A 17,215-nucleotide genomic window follows, 5' to 3' on the forward strand; every position below is an offset into this window, starting at 1 on the left:
CATTCAAGCCCTCTGATTAGCGGGGAGGTAGTTTCTGGTCAGTTCTTCTGAGACCTCCCACAGTTTTGCAGCCATGGTATCGTCCTGCATATAGGGCGATACATCTTTTTCGACATTACAGTCGGCAAAATAAAAGCCCCGTACGTCGACCAATTCAGGACTAGTAGCAACGTAGCAACTCGTGGCGGCGCCCTCAGGAATGGTTTTCAAAAAAGCCCAGCCAAAGTACTTTGCTCCCCACTGTTCCCAGACCGACAAGTGCTTTAGCAGTCCGGTTGCAATCACTCCAGGGTGAACGCTATTGGATGTAGCCTCGGTATGGGATATCCGAGCAGCCAGTTCACGAGCGCACAATGCATTAGCCAGCTTTGACACACCGTAAGCGTTCCAAGGGTCATAGTGTTTACTGCCATCTAAGTTGTCGAATTCAATGCCTTTGTCCGCGCGCTGATGGGCGCGGGAGCTGAGTAGGGTAAAGCGTCCTTGAGGCGAGGCGAGTACAGGTTTCAGAAGCTGATTGATTAAGATGAAATGACCAAGATGGTTGACCGCAAATTGTTTTTCTACCCCATTGACCAACTCTAAATCTTGCAGGGCCATGATGCCGGCATTCGTAATGAGGCCGTCTAAAGGAAGTTTCATAGCGCGGATACGCTCGGCACAGCGAACGACGGATTCCCAGTTTGCCAGATCTAAAAACATCGGTGTGGTTTCGCCATCAATGGTGGCGCAGGCTTTATCCGCTTTTTCCTGTGTACGAGCGATGCCGATAATGTGGGCACCACGTAGAGACAGAACCCGCATTGTTTCATAGCCCAATCCTGAGTTGACACCGGTGATGGCAATAGTCATGCCACTGAGGTCGATCCCCGCAGTCACATCCTCGGCGGTAGAGTCGCTGTTAAACGGACTGTGCGGCGGCTGTCGGGTGATGATTTGCGCCATTACTGCTGGCGGCAGGGCGCTCAGCACGCTCAGGGTTGCCATGTATTGAATAATCTGACGACGACTAAACTGTTGGTTTGACATAGTAGGGCCCTCTTGCTCGCTTTATGGATCTTTCTGCACTTACTTTGACCATGGCGGGTTGGCAAACTTCCAGCGTTAAAGTGTAGAGCAATCTAAGCTTGGGACACAGAGAATGATCTGGGCATAGTAACGTGAGAATTTGGGTTGTTTTTGCGATTTTCCACCGGCTAATAAGCCTTGCTTGCACAGCATTGCTGGCAGTCTGTTACACTCGCGCCCCGTTTATTCCGGAAATGGCCTACCACGTGAGTCAGCAACTTTTTTCCAGTTTGCCCCTACCCCCTGCCCAGCTTGTCAATCTGGAGAGCATGGGCTACTCAGCAATGACCCCGATCCAGGCGGCGACCTTGCCGCAGGCGCTGGCAGGCGTGGATCTCATCGGTCAGGCCAAAACCGGCAGCGGTAAAACGGCGGCATTTGCGCTGCCGCTGTTGGCCAGACTCAACCCCCGTGACTTTGGTACTCAAGCCCTGATACTGTGTCCCACGCGAGAACTGGCCTCACAGGTAGCCAGCGAGATCCGGCGTCTGGCCCGTTACCAGCAGAATATCAAGGTTGTCACGCTGTGTGGTGGTCAATCGATAGGGCCGCAAATAGGGTCGTTGGAACACGGGGCGCATGTAGTCGTAGGCACCCCGGGCCGTATCAAGGATCACTTACATAAGGAGACCCTGTCGCTAGAGCGGATTAGCACACTGGTGCTGGACGAGGCGGATCGGATGCTGGAGATGGGTTTTATTGATGACATCGCAACGATTATTGGTAAAACGCCGTCATCGAGACAAACATTGTTGTTTTCCGCGACTTTTCCGGACAACATCCAGTTACTAAGTAGTCGCTTTCAAAGTTCTCCGCAACGCATTAGCGTTGAGTCACTGCATGACGACCAGCAGATCAGTCAACGGTTTTTTGTCTGTCACAAAAACGAGCGACTAGCAGCGCTAGTCAAGCTGCTGACGACGTTTCAGCCTGCTAGTGCTGTCGTATTCTGCAACACCAAAGTATTAGTCCGTGAAGTGTGCGAGTACCTTGATCGCTCTGGTATCCACGCTCAGGCACTGCACGGTGATATGGAGCAGCGCGATCGCGACCAAGTGCTCATACAATTTAAGCAGTTAAGTTGCACTATATTGGTCGCCACCGATGTCGCTGCGCGGGGTCTGGATATTGATGATTTGCCCGCTGTAGTCAATTTTGAGCTGCCACGCAATGCTGAAGTCTATGTCCACCGCATAGGGCGCACGGGGCGCGCGGGCAAAGAGGGCCTAGCGATTAGTCTCCTTACCGAATCGGAGCATTATAAGCTGCAGGCTATTGGGCTGTATCAGCGTCGTGAGTTGGAGTTCGAGGTAATTGATCAGGTACAGGATACGAATAAGCAGTTGCCCCAGCCTGCCTTTGCCACCTTGTGTATTCATGGCGGACGCAAAGAGAAGGTCCGGGCGGGTGACGTCCTCGGGGCACTGACGGGAGAGGCGGGAATCGATGGTAAAGCCGTGGGCAAGATCACCGTGACAGAATACTCCACGTATGTCGCCATCGCCCGGCCTCAGGCAGATAGAGCCCTGGGACGGTTGCTTAATGGCAAGATTAAGGGGCGTAAGTTCAAAGTGCGTAAACTCTAGAATTGCGCTGAAAATTTGGATTATTACCGCAGACCGCGCTCGACCTGATACGGTAAATACTCTAGAGTGCTGCCCCTATTTGCAATCCCTTCGTACTCGTACCTCAACCACACACCCGTGTCAGGAAAACTCCGTTGATTTCTACCGCCAACATCACTATGCAGTTTGCTGCTAAGCCCCTATTTGAAAATATCTCGGTCAAGTTTGGTGATGGCAATCGCTATGGCCTGATCGGCGCTAATGGCTGCGGAAAATCAACCTTCATGAAGATCCTAGACGGCAGTCTGGTGCCCTCAGCCGGCAATGTATCTATTACGCCAAATGAGCGTCTTGGCAGATTAAACCAGGATCAGTTCGCCTTTGAGAAATACTCCGTTGTCGATGCGGTCTTGATGGGCCACGAGGAGTTGTGGACGGTTAAACAGGAGCGGGATCGTATCTACTCACTGCCTGAGATGTCGGAAGAGGACGGCATGAAGGTTGCAGAGTTGGAGGTCCAGTTTGCTGAAATGGACGGTTACAGCGCTGAAAGCCGTGCCGGAGAGATACTGATGGGCGCAGGTATTGCGCAAGAGCTGCACTACGGCCTAATGAGCCAGGTGGCGCCGGGCTGGAAATTGCGTGTGTTGCTGGCGCAGGCTCTGTTTTCTGATCCTGATATATTGCTGCTTGACGAGCCCACCAACAACCTCGATATTGATACAATTCGATGGCTGGAAGCTATGCTCAATGAGCGTAAGTGTACGATGATTATCATTTCGCATGATCGACATTTCCTCAACGCAGTGTGCACCCATATGGCGGATATCGACTATGGAGAACTGCGAGTTTATCCAGGCAACTACGACGACTTTATGATGGCATCTACCGCCGCTCGCGAGCGTCAGCAGTCGCAAAATGCCAAGAAGAGCGCTGAAATTGCCGATCTTCAACAGTTTGTTAGCCGCTTCTCGGCGAACGCCTCCAAGGCCAAGCAGGCCACCTCGCGTGCGAAGCGCATTGAAAAAATAAAGCTGGATGACATCAAGCCTTCCAGCCGAATCAGTCCCTACATCCGGTTCAAGCAGGAAAAGAAGTTGCACCGCCAGGCGCTGGTGCTGGATAAGTTGTCCCACGGATTTGATGAGGGACCACTGTTTACTAAGGGGAGTATGATTCTTGAAGCGGGCGCTCGAGTGGCAGTCATTGGCGAAAACGGTGCGGGCAAGACAACCTTTCTGCGTTGTCTGATAAATGAAGTCGCAGCGAACAGCGGCAGCGTCAAGTGGGCGGAAAACGCCACATTGGGTTACTGTCCGCAGGATAGTACTTCTACATTTAATTGTGACCTCAATTTGTTTGATTGGATGAGTCAGTGGCGCAAACCTCATCACGACGATCAGATTGTGCGCGCTACGCTCGGCAGGCTGTTGTTTTCATCGGATGATTTTCAAAAGCAGGTGAAGGTCTGCTCCGGTGGAGAAAAGAACCGTTTACTATTTGGTAAACTGATGATGATGGATACCAATATTCTTTTGCTGGACGAACCGACCAACCACTTGGATATGGAGTGTATTGAGTCTCTAAACCTTGCGCTCGAGCACTATGACGGCACGCTAATTTTTGTCAGCCATGATCGTGAGTTCGTGTCATCACTGGCAACGCGGATTATTGACATCCAGAATCACGAGTTAGTGGATTTTCAGGGCACCTACGAAGAGTATCTGAGCTCTCAAGAGCAGCGAGCAATACGCGCTAATTAATGTACTTTCAGTACATGCCTGAAAAATTAGGCGCGCATTTATTCCAGTAATTCCGGCTGCTCGGCGATCATTACATCGTACAGAGGCTGAAAGTTGAATTGTCCTGCGAAAGGGTTTCCGATGATTTCCCGTGTGAGAAGTGCAACGTCGTGGCGTATGAGTTTGGGTGTCCCGGCCGCTTCAGCCATCAACTGCGCCTGACAGCTGCGCTCCATGGTAATGAACCACCAGGCCGCGGCCTCGATAGATTCACCCACAGTGAGTAGCCCGTGGTTCTGCAGGATGGCTGCTTTGCGATCACCCAATGCCGCTGCGATCAGTTCGCCCTCGCTATTGTCTAATATCACGCCGCTAAAATCATCAAACAGGACATGGTCTTCATAGAAGGCACAGCTGTCCTGAGTCAGCGGATCCAGTAGTTTTCCGAGTGAGGCAAAGGCCTTGCCATACAATGAGTGGGAGTGCGCTGCTGCCGTTACCTTGGGGTTGGCCATATGAATTCGCGAGTGAATGGTGAACGCTGCGCCATTGAGTAAACCCTTCCCCTCAACTACCTCGCCAGTGTGACTGACCAGTAGCAACTCGGACACCTTGACCTGTTTGAAAGATCTGCCCATGGGGTTCACCCAAAAATGATCAGTTCGCTCGGGATCGCGCACAGTGATGTGACCCGCGACACCCTCATCAAAACCGAATTTTCCAAACAGGCGCAATGAAGCGGCTAACTTGTTTTTTCGATCCTGGCGTATCTCGTCCATATTTTCTGGCTGTGGAGTCATGCCGTTTGTGTCGCCTATATTCATGACGATACTGTTTGCTGGGGCCTTCATATTATGTACCTCGCTCATGGTTTTACAGCGTTGTTGCACAGTCTACACTTTTCTCATGCTAAAAATCGATAAGTAGCGAGACGCGATAACGTATAATTAGATGAGGGCTTGCTGCCACTAGATCTGGCAGATCCTGTTGTTTCAGTGTTTTCCAAAAAGCGTGGCAGTGGCACGAAGCTCTGTCTGCAGGGCGAGGGTAGCCGTTATGGCACAGTACTTTGAATGCTGTTGGGCCCTCGATTTATAGGTGGCGCATATGGAATTCAATGTGTTCGCCGATGAATGAGGCAATGAAGAAGTAGCTGTGATCGTATCCTGCCTGTGTGCGTATTGTGATGGGGTAGTTGGCGTCAGCACAGGCCTGCTCCAGCAGCTCTATTTTCAATTGTTGGACCAGAAAATTGTCGGCATCGCCCTGATCCACCAGCAAGGGTAAGTGCTGCTCGGCAGCCATTACGAGCTCAGTAGCATCGTAACGCTTCCAGCGTTCACGATCGCTGCCAATATAATGTTCGAGTGCTTTCTGGCCCCAGGGGCAGTTGATAGGGGAGCAGATGGGTGCAAAAGCAGAGGCTGAGCGATAGCGCCCAATATTTTTCAACGCGATGGTCAGCGCGCCATGTCCGCCCATGGAGTGACCAAAAATTCCTGCTCGCTCGCAGTCTATTGGCAGGTTGGTGGTTATTAGTTTCGGCAATTCGTTCACAATATAGTCGTACATCCGGTAGTGGCGGGACCAGGGTGGCTGCTCTGCATCCACATAAAAACCGGCACCTAACCCAAAATCGTAAGAAGCCTCTGGATCATCCGGCACACCTTCTCCGCGCGGGCTCGTGTCCGGTGCGACAAGAGCAACGCCGTGCTGGGCAGCATACTGTTGCGCTCCCGCCTTTTGCATGACGTTCTCGTCGGTGCAGGTCAATCCCGACAGCCAGTAAAGTACGGGCACGTCATTCTGCTGCGCTGCCGGTGGCAGATAAACTGAAAAATTCATATCGCAGTCGAGCGTTTTCGAGGTGTGGGAGAAGCGTAGCTGCCGCCCACCAAAAGACGATGTCTCCATTATTTTTACTAAGGAACCCACTAGATACAACCTTTTCTCATTGTCAGAATGCGAATTATTACAGACATGGTGCAACAGTGCGAGTAGGGGAGTGTGACCATCCCGAATTCCCAGTAACGTTTGTTATCTAGATGAAGATTACAGCATCAGATGTGTGTAGTCATTGGCAGCATAATAAGCTTCGCTTCCTTTAGCCTATGCATGTCCCACCTGTAAAATTTGTATTCATTTGCAAATCAAACGCACACTAACGGGGGTATAAAAAGGATTAAAACGCTCGCTAATGTGCTCTATTTCTTAGCGCCTTAGTAAACGACGACGGACCGGATGCTTTCGCCGCTGTGCATCAGATCGAACGCCTTATTGATATCTGTCAATGGCATGGTATGGGTAATCAGATCGTCAATTTGTATCTTGCCTTCCATATACCAGTCGACGATTTTTGGAACATCCGTGCGACCACGTGCACCCCCGAAAGCGGTACCGCGCCATGAGCGTCCAGTGACTAGCTGGAATGGGCGCGTCGATATTTCTTGCCCCGCGCCAGCAACACCGATAATACAACTTTGTCCCCAGCCCTTGTGGCAACATTCCAGCGCCTGGCGCATTACATTGACATTGCCAATGCACTCAAAGCTGTAGTCCACACCACCGCCTGTCATCTCAACCAGGTGATCAACTACGTTTTCAACTGTGTTCGGATTCACGAAATCCGTCATGCCGAATTTTTTCGCTAGCTCAACTTTTGAGGGATTGATGTCGACACCAATAATGCGTGTTGCACCTACCATTCTGGCGCCTTGGATGACATTGAGGCCGATGCCCCCGAGACCGAAAACTGCAACGGTAGAGCCGGGCTCGACCTTCATGGTGAAAGCGACCGCGCCGATACCGGTAGTGACGCCACAGCCGATGTAGCAGATCTTGTCAAACGGCGCGTCCTCGCGCACTTTGGCGAGCGAAATTTCCGGCAGTACACTGTGGTTGGCGAACGTGCTACAGCCCATGTAGTGCAGGATGGGTTTACCATCCAGCGAAAACCGGCTGGTACCGTCTGGCATTACGCCCTGCCCCTGTGTTGCGCGCACTGCCTGGCATAGGTTGGTCTTGGGGTTGAGACAGTATTCGCATTCTCGGCACTCGGCTGTATACAAAGGAATCACATGGTCGCCTGCTTTTAGAGAGGTGACGCCGGAACCGACTTCGACTACAACGCCCGCACCTTCGTGTCCGAGTATGGCGGGAAATGCCCCTTCGGGGTCGTCACCCGATAAAGTGAAGGCATCGGTGTGGCAGACTCCTGTCGCCTTCATTTCCACCATGACCTCACCGGCTTGCGGTCCCTCTAGATCAACGTCAACGATTTCTAAGGGTTTGCCCGCTTCAAAGGCGACTGCTGCGCGTGTTTTCATTGTAATCCTCTAAAAAATCAACTGACAGGGGGCGTCAGTTTAACGATATGCCTGTCAGAGATAAACAGCGCAGTGGTTAGCAAAAGAGATTTATACCGACCAGCGTTCCAGACAAAGTGTCAGCCACCGTTTAAGTGCCGCGCTGTGGAATTTATCGCGGTGCGTGATGAGATACCACTCACGGCGGAAGTCACGCCCAGGTACCTTAAGTGGCACCAACGAGCCGCGCTTAAACGCTTCTGCTACACAGATCTGCGACAGGCAACCCACTCCCAGACCCGCCTCTACGGCGCGTTTGATGCCTTCAGTGTGTTGCAGTTCCATGCCGATGTGCAGATCCGTCAGAATACCCTGCATTGCGCGGTCGAACGCCTGACGGGTACCGGAGCCCGGTTCCCGGACTATCCAGGGTAAGGTTAACAAGTCTTGATCGGACAGGGCAGTCGATGTTGACAGCGGATGGTTTGGAGCGGCGAACACCACCAACTCATCACGCCGCCAGTGCACAATATCCAGATCTGGGTGCTGCAGTTCGCCTTCAATCAGTCCCATATCGAGTTCGAATCCGGCGACTTGTTTGGCAATGGTCTCAGTATTCGCCACACGTAAAATAATATCCGACCTTGCATTTTGTTGGCGAAAGTCAGCGATCATGTTGACAGCAATATAGTTGCCAATGGTCAGCGTAGCGCCTATTTCGAGTCGTCCGACCACGTCTTCGCCGGTCAGTGCTTGCTCAAGGGAACGCGCTTGCTCCAGCAGACTTTCGACCTGGGGCCTGAGTTGCTGCCCCAACTCGCTGAGCTGTAGTCGCTTGCCCAGCCGATCGAAGAGCTTCATATCAAACTGGCGTTCCAATTCCTTGAGCGAGCCGCTGGCTGCCGACTGAGACATAGCCAGCGTCTCGGCAGCGCGGGTTACGTTTTCGTAGCGGGCGGTAGCAAGAAAAACTTCCAGTTGGCGCAAGCTGTAACGCATGACGTCCTCTTTATCGGAAAATACGATATATATTATAGAATATAACCACTTTACCGATTTAAAGGCAACCTTTATTCTCCCCACTTCGTCATCCAGTAACGAGTAAAGCCCATGGCACAAATATTAACAGAGCAAGTAACGGCTGTTCACCACTGGACAGATCGCTTGTTCAGCTTTAAGACCACACGCAATCCAGGTTTTCGATTCAAGAATGGTCATTTCACTATGATTGGGTTGGAGAGCGAGGGTAAGCCGCTAATGCGTGCGTATAGCCTAGCCAGCGCCAATCATGAGGACGAGTTGGAGTTCTTCAGTATCAAGGTGCCCGATGGACCGCTGACATCCAAACTACAAGCGATTGAGGTGGGCGATGCCTTGTTGGTTAATAGCAAGGCGACGGGTACCTTGGTGCAGGATAATCTGTTGCCGGGCAAGCATTTGTATCTCATCGCCACAGGCACCGGGCTGGCGCCTTTTCTCAGTCTCATCCGGGATCCCGAGCTTTATGAACAGTACGATAAGATTATTTTGACCCACGGCTGCCGCTATACCGATGAACTAGCCTATCGAGAACTGATTACTGACCATCTCCCTCGGCACGAGTATCTTGGTGAGATGGTGCGTGAGAAGCTGCTCTATTATCCAACGGTCACGCGGGAAAAATTTGCCAACAATGGGCGGCTTACTGACCTGCTGCGTATTGGAAAGCTCACCACGGATCTTGGTTTGCCACCAGTAAATGTCGACACGGACCGATTTATGATTTGTGGCAGTCCCAGTATGCTCAAGGATATATCCACCCTCTTAGATTCTCGCGGCTTGAGAGAGGCGCGCCATGGCGAGGCTGGACATTACGTTGTTGAGCGGGCCTTTGTAGAAAGCTGAGTGCTGTAAGCGTGTGTTGAGTTATCGTTTTATCAAACGCTACCAATGTACATTTCTTAAAATTTTTAACTTTAGATGAGAGTGTGTCTTAGTATATATTATAGAAGATGATATTCAGCGAGTAAGCGATGAGTAACCTAATAATAAGACTCAATAATGATCTAGCCCCGGCTAACACGCACTATCGCATTGTCGGGGGATTGACCGGTTTAGGCCTCGTCATGGCCTGCTTTGCTTTGTTCACAACATCGCGAGACGTTTTACCTCTAGGTGCGGGTTTGTTCAGCATACTTTTTTTGGCAATTTCCACGGTAGTGTGGGTAGTTGTTGTGCCTCGCACCTTTGTTCCTGGGTTTATGATTGGACTGCTGACTATGCTGATGGGCTGGCGGATAGCAGGTTTGTTAGGCATTGAGCTGGTTGCATGGGCCGTATTGCCTGCATTCTTGATGGCCATCACCGTTTTTTTTATCGCGAGGCGTGACGATCTGAAGCGGGCCGTACCAGCAATGGACGCTACACAGTGGGGGCTGACTTTTCTACGTCTGTACGTTGGATTTGATCTCGTTCCTCACTTTACTGAAAAGCTTTTTGCGGGTTCTGCAGCGCGATTAGAAGATATTTCAGCTTTTCAGAGTATGAATTTATCGGGTGCCTTTTGGTTCGTATTGGTTGCAGGTCTTTGTGAATTGGGTATTGCAATTGGTATTGGGCTGGGTTTCCTTACGCGATTAGCAGGTGCCTGTGCCGCACTGTATTTCCTGATTGCAACCTATCTTGGGGGTCATTTTAGTAAAGGGTTCATCTGGGCGTCTGAGGGCGGTGGATGGGAATATCCAGCCTTGATGATAGCCCTATTTCTTGTGTTTGCTGCGATCGGTGCGAGCCGATTTTCCTTGGATGGTATGATGAAAAGTGTGGGTCGGTAATGCGTCACGTGTTGGTCGCTAGGAAAAGCAGGTGTTGCAGTTGCCCTCCCCTGACAGAATGCTCAGATGTGGAGATAGAATATGCGAGATAGCCGCTTTTTACCGTTCCTTGGTTTGTGTCTAGCAGCACTGCTCGGTGCCTGCAATAACCTGTCGAGTACGCCCACGGCCACAGTGGATTACAACCGCAATTACGACTTTAGTCACGTGCATAACATTGCGATTCAGCCGATAGTTCGGGACACTGTCGAGACGATGATGATGTCTGATGCACAGATTGTCAGGATCAATGAGGCGCTGACCGCAGAGCTACAGCAACGGGGTTTCAAAGTAGCGACAGGAAATTCTTACGCGGACATGTTCCTCTCCTGGAGGTTTGTGCCAGAGGAAAGTGCTACCGTGAGTACATTCGATCCGGCGACACAGAAAATTACCGAGGCTACGATCTATGTCGACATGATTGATCCTGTCATTCTGCAAACGGTTTGGAGAGCTAATTTTCGCGCACATCTAGATGATCAAACAGACACTAGTGGCGCCGCTGAATACAGTCGGCAGGCAGCAGCAGCGATGCTCGCGCAATTTCCACCCAACCCGATTGAGCCCTGACTCGACCCGCAGGGATTCAGTGCTTGCGGTCGCTATTTAACCGACGATACTGTACGCTGCCGCGCCCTTACAGCCATCAGCTAGACACCTGATCATGGGGCTAATCAGAATAAGCCAAGAGAATTTTCATGACATTTGATGAGCTCGGTCTGTCTGCGCCGTTATTGCGTGCAATCGAAGAAAAGGGCTATCGCCAACCCAGTCCCATTCAGGCCGTTGCCATTCCGGCCGTTCTATCCGGTCGCGATTTGATGGCCGCCGCCCAGACCGGTACCGGTAAAACGGCGGGGTTTACACTGCCGATATTGGAGTTACTCCACGCAAAGGGTGTTGCGCATCCTCATCGCATCAGAGCGCTGGTGCTGACGCCTACGCGCGAACTGGCCGCTCAGGTTGTAGAAAGCATCGCGACCTATGGCGCGCATCTGCCGTTTAAGTCGACGGTGGTGTTCGGTGGTGTAAAGCCCAATCCGCAGATCGCTGCATTGCGCAGAGGCATCGACATCCTGGTGGCTACGCCGGGCCGACTGCTAGACTTGTGCCAACAGGGTGAGGTGAAATTCTCTGATCTTGAAGTTCTCGTCTTGGATGAGGCTGATCGCATGCTCGACATGGGTTTTATTCACGACATCCGCCGCATTCTTAAGCTGCTGCCGCAGCAGCGTCAAAACCTGATGTTCTCGGCGACGTTCGCCAACGAGATCAGGGGCTTGGCCAAAACGATAATGAACAACCCTCTGGAAGTGTCGGTGTCTGCTCCTAATACAACCGCTGAGAGGGTGAAACAGTGGGTATACCCGGTAGACAAAATCCGTAAATCCGCATTACTGCGGGAGCTTGTTGTACAGAACGATTGGCAGCAGGTATTAGTGTTCAGTCGGACAAAGCATGGCGCCAACCGGCTGTCAGAGTATTTGGAAAAGGCCGGCGTTAATGCCTCCGCGATTCACGGTAACAAGAGTCAGGGTGCTCGCACCAAGGCTTTGTCAGGATTTAAGAGCGGTAAGATACGTGTGCTGGTAGCAACGGATATTGCGGCTCGTGGACTCGATATCGCGCAGTTGCCACAGGTGGTCAATTTCGACTTACCCAATGTCCCTGAAGATTATGTGCATCGGATTGGCCGGACGGGTCGGGCGGGTGCTTCCGGGCGGGCATTTTCCCTAGTCAGCGCGGATGAGATCAAACAGCTTAATGACATTGAACAAGTTATTCAGCGGCATATTACCCGAGAATATGTTGATGGGTTCGAGCCTGATCATGAAGTCCCTGCTAGTGCACCGCTGCGTAAGCCTCGCACGTCGGGACAGGGGAAGACCGCTGGCGGGCGAGGTCGTCGCGATGACAAGCAGCCTGGTCCTACTTCACGTGGACGCAGTACAGAAGGGCATAATCGGCCGAGACAAAAAAAGCGAACAGGCAACAGCACAAGATAGGTTTGGTTGTCAGCTGCCTTTTTTGCTGTGATCCATACCCTCTCAGTGGTTAAAGGGAGATAAGGGCTATCAGTACCCTGCGTCTCCTGCCTTCAATATGGCTGCAAAATCTTCCGTCAGACGCACATAAGTATCACTGCGCGGTTTGAGTATAAAGATGAGGTCATTGACCTGATCTAGGTCGTATCCCTCTTTGCGCAACTCTCCCTTGACCATTTTGAACGTACCCGTTGTGTCCATTTCACTTTGTATGCGAAGAAATACGGGTCGGGCGTAAGCGGGTAGGTGTTCGTTGACGTGGCTTGAAAAACTCTCGATATCCAGTGTGTCCAGCCCTTCAGTCAGTACCAGCGATGCCATGCCAGCCCTGCCGTCAGCTTTCGGGATTTCCACACCGTAGACGTTGCAAAAATCTATCTGAGTATGAGCGTTGATGATTTCACCGACTTCGTTGGTTGAAACATTCTCAGATTTCCAGCGAAAAGTATCGCCTACACGATCGACAAACTGAAAATGCCGTAGTCCAAGAGAAAACCCTACGTCCACCGTTTTCATGAGATCGCCGGTATTAAACCATGCATCTCCTGTTTCAAAAATGTCGCGCAGGATCTTCTTTTCAGTCTCTTCTTTGCTGGTATAGCCTTCGAAACTTGTTTTTTCAGTTATTTTCCCCAACAGTAGGCCGGGCTCACCATCGGCGACCAGGACACAATGACCGCTTCCATCGATTACAATTTCGTCGGCATCTACATCGTATTTTACTAAGGCTATTGGAACGCTGGTGGAACCAACCGTACAATCCTTGTTTAACATGTTGATGAATGCAACATTGCCTTCACTTGAGCCGTAAAATTCTGCGATTCGTTCGACGCCAAAGCGATTCTTGAACTCGTGCCAGACATCAGGCCGCAGCCCGTTCCCCATCATGCGGGTCAGGGGAGTGTTGTGATCGTCTGGTTGCGCAGGAATATTAAGCAGGTAACGGCATAATTCGCCAATATAAATGAAGCAGGTTGCACGATGTTCGCGCACTTCGTGGAGGAAGTTGCTGCCGGAAAATTTTCGCCGGATAAACATGCAGGCTCCGGTAGAAAATGCAGCACCAGCGCCGAGGAAAAGGCCTGTACCGTGATAGAGCGGCAGACAGAGATAAATGCAGTCGTTCTCTTTGCATTTTATGCCCGCCTTGTATGACAGCGCAGAGGATAGCAGAAAGCGACGATTGGTGATTACCGAGGCCTTGGGTAGACCAGTGGTGCCGGAGGTGTACATATACAGCGCTACATCGGCTAGGGTATTTTGGTTTGTCTGGGCCGGGTTTGTGTTGTTCTCGGCGCCTTCTTCCAGGTTTGTGGCCCAAGCAGGGCATAGCTGCTTGCCTGCGTCTTTAACAAACAGCCAGTTTTTGACGCATTCAAGACCAGGATCGGACTTTACATCGGCTATTTCTTGCAGACGTTCTTCGCCGAAAATACACATTTTGGATTTGGTGATCTTGATGCAATGTATAAGAGGGGAGCCTACCAGATTGGTATTGATCAGGGCGGTAATTGCTCCGAGTTTATTGAGGGCAATAAGCGAGGTCAGGAATTCGATGCGGTTTTCCATAATGAGGCTTACTGCATCGCCAGCGGCCAAACCCTGCGCGCGCAAGGCACTTGAGCACCGGTTAGCCTTGGCGTTGAGCTCCGCCCAGGTGAGACTCTGACCTTCAAATATGACTGCAGTATGCGCAGGAAAGCGTGCTGCGGTGCGTTCCACTCTGGCTGCGAGGCAATCTCTAGTGGTCAATGGCCTAGCTTTTGTCTCTTTAGTAACCTGTAGCAGAGTAGGTACCTCTGCCAGTGTTGAGAGGACATCTTTTAAGCTCATGGTGTTGCTCTCTATAATTAGACGTTAGGGCGAAACCATAGCGGATATAAGCTAGGGCCATAAGATAGTACCAATTTTAACTTTATAGGAAAGGGTTTTCTTGGCTCCAGGTCTGAGCGGGTTAGGCGTTGTGGCGCCCAATTGCGCCTAGTGCAGTCTGCCCAAGAATTTAATCGATAAGAGTAATAGCGGAATTTATATCTACGGTCATAGGCGAAACACGCCAAAAAGTGCCGCGTGGTCAGACAGTTCGCGCCAGTGATCGGTACTGAGACGTTTGCAAGCGGTTGGTTTTAATCCGCGGTAGTAAATGCGGTCCACTGGCAGAAGCGGTGCCCAAACGGGAAAGGTCAAGGCGTGGCGGCCATGCAGTTTTACGAACAGTTCCTCTAGGTCCAGCTCAGTATGTAGCTGGCGTCCCGCGCGGCGCCGCCAGTCGTTGAAATCCCCGGCGATGATCAATGGCTCATTATCGGGAACATGGCTTTTTATTCTGTCGGTGAGAGCTTGCAGCTGCTCGCGGCGTTCCTGTTCAAGCAGTCCCAGGTGGACACAAAGCGTATGCAGGCGACTTTTTTTTTGTGGTAGTTCAATCACACCGTGTAAAATGCTGCGACTGGAGCCTCGGAAAACTGAAATATCGATATTCTCCCAGCTGACGAAAGGATGCTTGCTCAAAATAGCATTACCATGATCTCCTTTACGGTAGATCGCGTTGCGTCCATAAGCGAAGTGAGGCCAGGCCTCCTCTGCCAGGTACTCAAAATGCGGCTGATCTGGGTAAGAGAAGCGCCTGCGTTTGGCGTTACTTTTGATCGCCGTGCCATGAATTTCTTGCAGGAAGACAATGTCTGCCCCGGTCTCAGCGATACGGTCGCGCATAGCCTTCAACACAAACCGACGATTGCCACTGCAATAGCCCTTGTGGATGTTGTAGGTCAATACATTGATGTCGTCACTCACAGGTATACCCGCCATAAAGCCACAGAAAATTATTGTTCGTTAGCAGAACTTTCAGGTGGCTGCCATAGCAAAAAAACGGCGAGTTCTCGCTGTTCGGACTCGGTCAGAGGAAATAAAGGCATGGGCGATGGCGGAGCCGCCAGCACGTCGATCACTGCCGCATAACCGAGACGCTCTCTCAGATTCTCTAATCCTTTCGGGTTTTCGCCCTCTTCATGACAACTTCGACACTGGTAGCGTTGATAGAGTTCATTGCCTTGATCGGCCATAGTCACCATATTGGCTGTCTCAAGCCATTCGGGCGGTTGGGCGTCGAGGCGATTCACCGTGGGTAGTTCAAAGGCGGCAGCATTATTGTTATCGGTTGCGCTGTAGCGAACTCGATAGATTGCTCCGGCGTAATCATCGGAGATATAAATTGCGCCGTCAGGTCCCTGAGCGACATCAACCGGACGGCCACTGATTGTTCCGTCTCGGTTGAAACCGGTCAGAAAATCGCGTTCTTCGATACCGTCAGTTCCCCAATGCAGTGACACCACCTTATAACCGTCAGGGGAGCTGCGATTCCATGAGCCGTGCAATGCCACCAGCGCAGCACGCTCATACGGCGGAGGGAGAGTGTTTGGGTCAAGGAATGTCATGCCCAAGGGTGCATTATGGGCGCGAAAATTGTGCGCGGGGGCGGTTGGATCGCGGTCCTTCGCAAGCGGATCATCGCCCATGTCTGGGTCGGCAATATTGTCACCGTAAAAGTAGGGCCAGCCATAAAAATTGCCCGCTTCTATCTGGTTTAATTCACAGGGGGGCAGGTCATCGCCCAACAGATCGCGTCCGTTCTCAGTAGCATAGAGCGCGCCATTCCAGGGTGCCCAGTCAAAGCCAACACTATTGCGCAGCCCTGTCGCAATGATTTCAGGCTGGCTGCCATCAAGTTGAAAGCGCATTAGGGTTGCCCGCCTAGAATCCTCTTCCTCGCAGATATTGCAAGTGGACCCTTGCGCCAAATACAGCTTTTGATCCTGGCCTATGCGAATAGTTTTGCTCCAATGGTTGCCGTTATCAGTCAAACCTTTCACCACCGTCTCTAGGGCACCGTCGACAGTTCCAGTGTCACTGTCAAAACGTATGCGGCTTACGCGGTTTGACTCGGCGATATACAGCCATCCACCGCTGATATCCATTCCCAGTGGTCGTTCTAATCCCTCGATCAGTGTTGCCCGAGCATCGGGTTTACCGTCCCCATCTGCGTCACGCCCCAACAGCAGTATGTCGCCGGAATGTGGCCTACTGACGAGTAGGTCTCCCGATGGTGTGAAAAGCAAAAAGCGCGCGCGAGGCAGGTTTGCATCGTAAAGCTCCAGAGTGAAGCCGTCGGGAACGTTATATTGCTGGCGTACGATATCACTATTGGCCGCAGGACCGGCTATGCCCATCATGCTATTGAAAAGCATGCGTAGGGTGGAGCTATCTGTGGTGCCGCTGGCCAGTAAGAAGGCTGGTATACTAACGAGCAACAGCAGCAGCAGACCCAAGCTGATTAACAATTTGCGCATAGGATAATCCTGTTCCGTGATCTAGACGTGCTGAGCTGAAAGACAATATACGAATATAGCACAGGATGCGCTACGAAGATTACTCAGAGCAGATCAGGGCCGCTGATTCACAGCGTCATTCGAAGTACATCGGCATGACCTGCGCTCTTTGAGCTGCAGAGTCTAGAAACTCAAGGTTCTGGGATGCCTTAGTCGCTCTGCGCAGCTCTTTGGCGGCATAATGCTCACAGATGTGACTTGACCTGCTGCGGTTGTGTACACAATATGGGCCCTTGGCATCGATGTTCGC

At 51.5% G+C, this 17,215-nt stretch carries 14 protein-coding genes; 6 read left to right on the top strand and 8 right to left on the bottom strand.

The window, feature by feature from the left end:
* Positions 1 to 3 precede the first annotated feature (3 nt).
* Positions 4 to 1,029 (bottom strand): SDR family NAD(P)-dependent oxidoreductase, encoded by a 1,026-nt coding sequence (locus ABXT62_RS05345; RefSeq protein WP_415357571.1) that lies wholly within the window; start codon positions 1,027 to 1,029, stop codon positions 4 to 6.
* Between the two features lie 245 nt (positions 1,030 to 1,274).
* On the opposite strand from ABXT62_RS05345, the gene dbpA reads away from it, so the two are divergent.
* The gene (dbpA, locus tag ABXT62_RS05350; protein WP_415357572.1) at positions 1,275 to 2,654 is read left to right on the top strand and encodes an ATP-dependent RNA helicase DbpA; all 1,380 of its coding nucleotides are present in this window, start codon (positions 1,275 to 1,277) and stop codon (positions 2,652 to 2,654) included.
* A 134-nt stretch (positions 2,655 to 2,788) separates the two neighbouring features.
* On the top strand, positions 2,789 to 4,396 hold the full coding sequence (locus ABXT62_RS05355; protein ID WP_415357573.1) for an ABC-F family ATPase: 1,608 nt from the start codon (positions 2,789 to 2,791) through the stop codon (positions 4,394 to 4,396).
* Between the two features lie 38 nt (positions 4,397 to 4,434).
* Here ABXT62_RS05355 and ABXT62_RS05360 read toward each other — a convergent pair whose 3' ends face one another.
* The 4 genes from ABXT62_RS05360 to ABXT62_RS05375 all read right to left on the bottom strand — a co-directional run bounded on the left by ABXT62_RS05360 (position 4,435) and on the right by ABXT62_RS05375 (position 8,679).
* Positions 4,435 to 5,226, bottom strand: coding sequence for a class II aldolase/adducin family protein (locus ABXT62_RS05360; RefSeq protein WP_415357574.1), 792 nt, complete (start codon positions 5,224 to 5,226; stop codon positions 4,435 to 4,437).
* 241 nt (positions 5,227 to 5,467) lie between these two features.
* Positions 5,468 to 6,289: an S-formylglutathione hydrolase gene (gene fghA / locus ABXT62_RS05365; RefSeq protein ID WP_415358167.1), complete on the bottom strand. Its 822-nt coding sequence runs from the start codon at positions 6,287 to 6,289 to the stop codon at positions 5,468 to 5,470.
* Between the two features lie 305 nt (positions 6,290 to 6,594).
* Positions 6,595 to 7,701 carry an S-(hydroxymethyl)glutathione dehydrogenase/class III alcohol dehydrogenase gene (locus ABXT62_RS05370; RefSeq protein ID WP_415357575.1) on the bottom strand — a complete coding sequence of 369 codons (1,107 nt, stop codon included), beginning with the start codon at positions 7,699 to 7,701 and terminating at the stop codon, positions 6,595 to 6,597.
* 90 nt (positions 7,702 to 7,791) lie between these two features.
* The gene (locus ABXT62_RS05375; protein WP_415357576.1) at positions 7,792 to 8,679 is read right to left on the bottom strand and encodes a LysR substrate-binding domain-containing protein; all 888 of its coding nucleotides are present in this window, start codon (positions 8,677 to 8,679) and stop codon (positions 7,792 to 7,794) included.
* 111 nt (positions 8,680 to 8,790) lie between these two features.
* Here ABXT62_RS05375 and ABXT62_RS05380 point away from each other — a divergent pair, with 111 nt between their 5' ends.
* From ABXT62_RS05380 to ABXT62_RS05395, 4 genes are all read left to right on the top strand, one after another.
* The gene (locus ABXT62_RS05380) at positions 8,791 to 9,564 is read left to right on the top strand and encodes a ferredoxin--NADP reductase (RefSeq protein WP_415357577.1); all 774 of its coding nucleotides are present in this window, start codon (positions 8,791 to 8,793) and stop codon (positions 9,562 to 9,564) included.
* A gap of 128 nt (positions 9,565 to 9,692) precedes the next feature.
* Positions 9,693 to 10,493, top strand: coding sequence for a DoxX family protein (locus tag ABXT62_RS05385; RefSeq protein WP_415357578.1), 801 nt, complete (start codon positions 9,693 to 9,695; stop codon positions 10,491 to 10,493).
* A gap of 81 nt (positions 10,494 to 10,574) precedes the next feature.
* On the top strand, positions 10,575 to 11,102 hold the full coding sequence (locus ABXT62_RS05390) for a DUF4136 domain-containing protein (protein WP_415357579.1): 528 nt from the start codon (positions 10,575 to 10,577) through the stop codon (positions 11,100 to 11,102).
* A 128-nt stretch (positions 11,103 to 11,230) separates the two neighbouring features.
* A complete protein-coding gene (locus ABXT62_RS05395) occupies positions 11,231 to 12,538 on the top strand; it encodes a DEAD/DEAH box helicase (RefSeq protein ID WP_415357580.1) in 1,308 nt (435 codons plus the stop codon).
* 69 nt (positions 12,539 to 12,607) lie between these two features.
* Here the strand turns inward: ABXT62_RS05395 and ABXT62_RS05400 are convergent, their stop codons facing one another.
* The 3 genes from ABXT62_RS05400 to ABXT62_RS05410 form a co-directional block, all read right to left on the bottom strand.
* Positions 12,608 to 14,410, bottom strand: a complete 1,803-nt coding sequence (locus tag ABXT62_RS05400; protein ID WP_415357581.1) for a long-chain-acyl-CoA synthetase — start codon at positions 14,408 to 14,410, stop codon at positions 12,608 to 12,610.
* A gap of 207 nt (positions 14,411 to 14,617) precedes the next feature.
* The gene (locus tag ABXT62_RS05405) at positions 14,618 to 15,373 is read right to left on the bottom strand and encodes an endonuclease/exonuclease/phosphatase family protein (protein ID WP_415357582.1); all 756 of its coding nucleotides are present in this window, start codon (positions 15,371 to 15,373) and stop codon (positions 14,618 to 14,620) included.
* Between the two features lie 29 nt (positions 15,374 to 15,402).
* Complete coding sequence (locus tag ABXT62_RS05410) at positions 15,403 to 16,926, bottom strand: PQQ-dependent sugar dehydrogenase (protein WP_415357583.1); 1,524 nt, start codon at positions 16,924 to 16,926, stop codon at positions 15,403 to 15,405.
* Positions 16,927 to 17,215 lie beyond the last annotated feature (289 nt).

Source organism: Halioglobus sp. Uisw_031, from assembly GCF_047729875.1.
GTDB lineage: Bacteria > Pseudomonadota > Gammaproteobacteria > Pseudomonadales > Halieaceae > Marimicrobium.